Annotated in this window: 2 protein-coding genes; one reads left to right on the forward strand and one right to left on the reverse strand. The window is 54.9% G+C overall.

What is annotated here, in order from left to right; genetic code table 11:
• Positions 1–1,151, forward strand: a 1,151-nt coding sequence (locus sphst_RS12485; protein WP_107045608.1) for an amino acid permease, incomplete at its 5' end; no start/stop codon positions are given.
• 3 nt (positions 1,152–1,154) lie between these two features.
• Here sphst_RS12485 and sphst_RS21660 read toward each other — a convergent pair.
• Complete coding sequence (locus sphst_RS21660; RefSeq protein WP_081877527.1) at positions 1,155–1,529, reverse strand: DUF1413 domain-containing protein; 375 nt, start codon at positions 1,527–1,529, stop codon at positions 1,155–1,157.
• Between the last annotated feature and the right edge of the window lie 829 nt (positions 1,530–2,358).

Here is a 2,358-nt window from a genome sequence, read left to right on the forward strand (position 1 = left end):
GGTCGGATTATTTTCAAGGCACAGTACTAACTCAGTTCCTGGGGGTGCATTTACCCTCTTGGCTTGCTGCTGGACCACTTGCTCTAGGCGGATCACCCGGAGGGTTCATCAATCTTCCTGCCGTGTTCATCGGTTTGGTGATCACATTACTGCTAGTGGTTGGCACCAGCGAGAGTGCCAAGGTCAACGCAATTCTGGTGGCAATTAAAGTCACCGCGCTAACGGCGTTCGTCGTCATTACCCTTCCTCGGGTAGAAGTGGCGCACTTCAACCCATTCTTGCCGGCGGGTGCTTTTGGCGGGTTTGGATCAGGCGTTGGCGCTGTCGGCGCGGCCGCAACGATATTTTTCGCCTATGTTGGATTTGATGCTGTATCTACTGCCGCAGAAGAAACGAAAAATCCGCAGCGAAACGTTCCCATCGGGCTGATTGGTTCACTGCTATTCTGTACGGTTTTTTACATCATTGTCGCTGCAGGTGCGATCGGGACAATTGGTGGTCAGCCGATCATGGGGCCAAATGGAACGCCTTGGCCAGCGGGCTCTGAAGAGCTGGCTAGGCAATGCGTCCTGCCACAATACGCACAAGCCCTAGTGTGCTCAAAAGAGGCACTAGCTCACGTTCTACGCGAGGTCGGCTTCTCAACCGTTGGCAATATGCTCGGTATCGCAGCATTCGTAGCCTTGCCTTCAGTGATTCTCGTTTTGATGTTTGGTCAAACCCGCATATTCTTTGTGATGTCGAGAGACGGCCTCCTGCCAGACGCTCTGTCCCGTGTTCATCCGCGCTTTAAAACGCCGTACGTCGTTACAATTATCACTGGATTGGTAGTTTCACTCGCGGCGGCATTTCTTCCAGTCGGCCAACTCGCTGATATCGCCAATGCTGGTACGCTTTATGCGTTCATGATGGTTGCCATAGCGGTTATGCTACTTCGCAAAACCGAGCCAAACCGGAAGCGTTCTTTTAAAACTCCGGCGTTATGGCTAGTCGGACCCGCGACAATTGTGGGTTGCATCTTTCTCTTTTTCAATCTGCCTTTCGGGGCAATGCTGGTTCTACCAGTATGGGGGGCCATCGGACTGGTAATTTACTACGGATACAGTCGCAGCCGTAGTCATCTAGGACGTGAAAGCGTCGCGCGGGTATAGTAATCAGTCTTGTTCATGGGCATTCGATCGAATGTAGAACTGGTGGTTGGAACCGGACGTTCTCACCGCTCGGATGCCCCGTTGGCCCGCGTTTGTTTCGGCTTTGAATATTCGGCCACTGCGGAGGCGCGCTCCTTTGCTAAACTCCTCCCATGTGGCTGGTGGAAATAGAACCTGAACCCTGAATTCCTCCCCCGGTGGCTTACAGGCGGCAAGCTTGAACGCCCGTCGAACGATCTTATCCGCTTCGGCATCGTCAGCCGTTTCATTGCATTTCGACAAAAAAAGAGCGGATATGCTCAACAACCCCGCCTTCCGCTGCTTTCGCGAAAGCGACGCATAGGTCTCGTCGCTTACGACCGTCCTTATTACCGGCATATCAAATGCTCCCCGTTATGGGGGTACATGCCATATCGTTGCCTGACTTCAATGCTCGATAGGCCAAGACCGCATTCCAGTAATGCGCCGTTCGAACGCCGGCTGTGGTCGCGGCGCTGCATGGTGATCAACCCGAACGGACCAGCAGCCATCGGGGTTGCCGACGCTATCTCACAGGGGATGGTATTTTGGGACCGGCCGGGTTTGGTGGGACCAACCTATCCGCTCTGAGATTTGCGTGCCCAAGAAAGAATGGCAGTCGCAGTTGGTGTCGAACCGGCGTTCGGAGTATCGGTCGCATCTCCCGGGAGGCTGCCTCATGTTCCCCATGCTGTTGCTCGCCGCGACGAGCCGATGCGCCTCACTCCTGCTATGCCCTACCGACACAGAGCTGATAGACGCGCTACTGGCCCACGATACCGCTGTGATGAAGGCCATTGCTGATGAGGCTCTCTGGAAAGGGGAGATCGTCTTGTTTCATATGCCACAGGGGGTTTGGCGGATCCAGGACGTGAGTTGCGGCGAACGCGAGCCTAGCGAGCTGCCAACGACAACCTGCGAATTCACAGCTCGTTACACGGGCACGGACGTTCCACAGGTCGCTCGACTGAGACAGCAGAACGGCAACTGGCGTATTGTCGAGACACATCCGGTTGTACGCAATCAACGTTGATCTCGTAGTCGGCTTTCCGGCGCTTTCTGCCGTTCCATGCCTTCCCCCCCAAGGATCGAATTCCGGGAAAGTGCCTACTGATCTATTCAGCCAGTAGGCTGTGGATGTCAGAGCTAATCCGCACGGTCTGTCAGCGCTAAATGTCGCCCGCACCTC

Origin of the sequence: Sphingomonas sp. STIS6.2 (assembly GCF_000732685.2) — a bacterium.
GTDB classification, from domain to species: domain Bacteria; phylum Pseudomonadota; class Alphaproteobacteria; order Sphingomonadales; family Sphingomonadaceae; genus Sphingomonas; species Sphingomonas aerolata.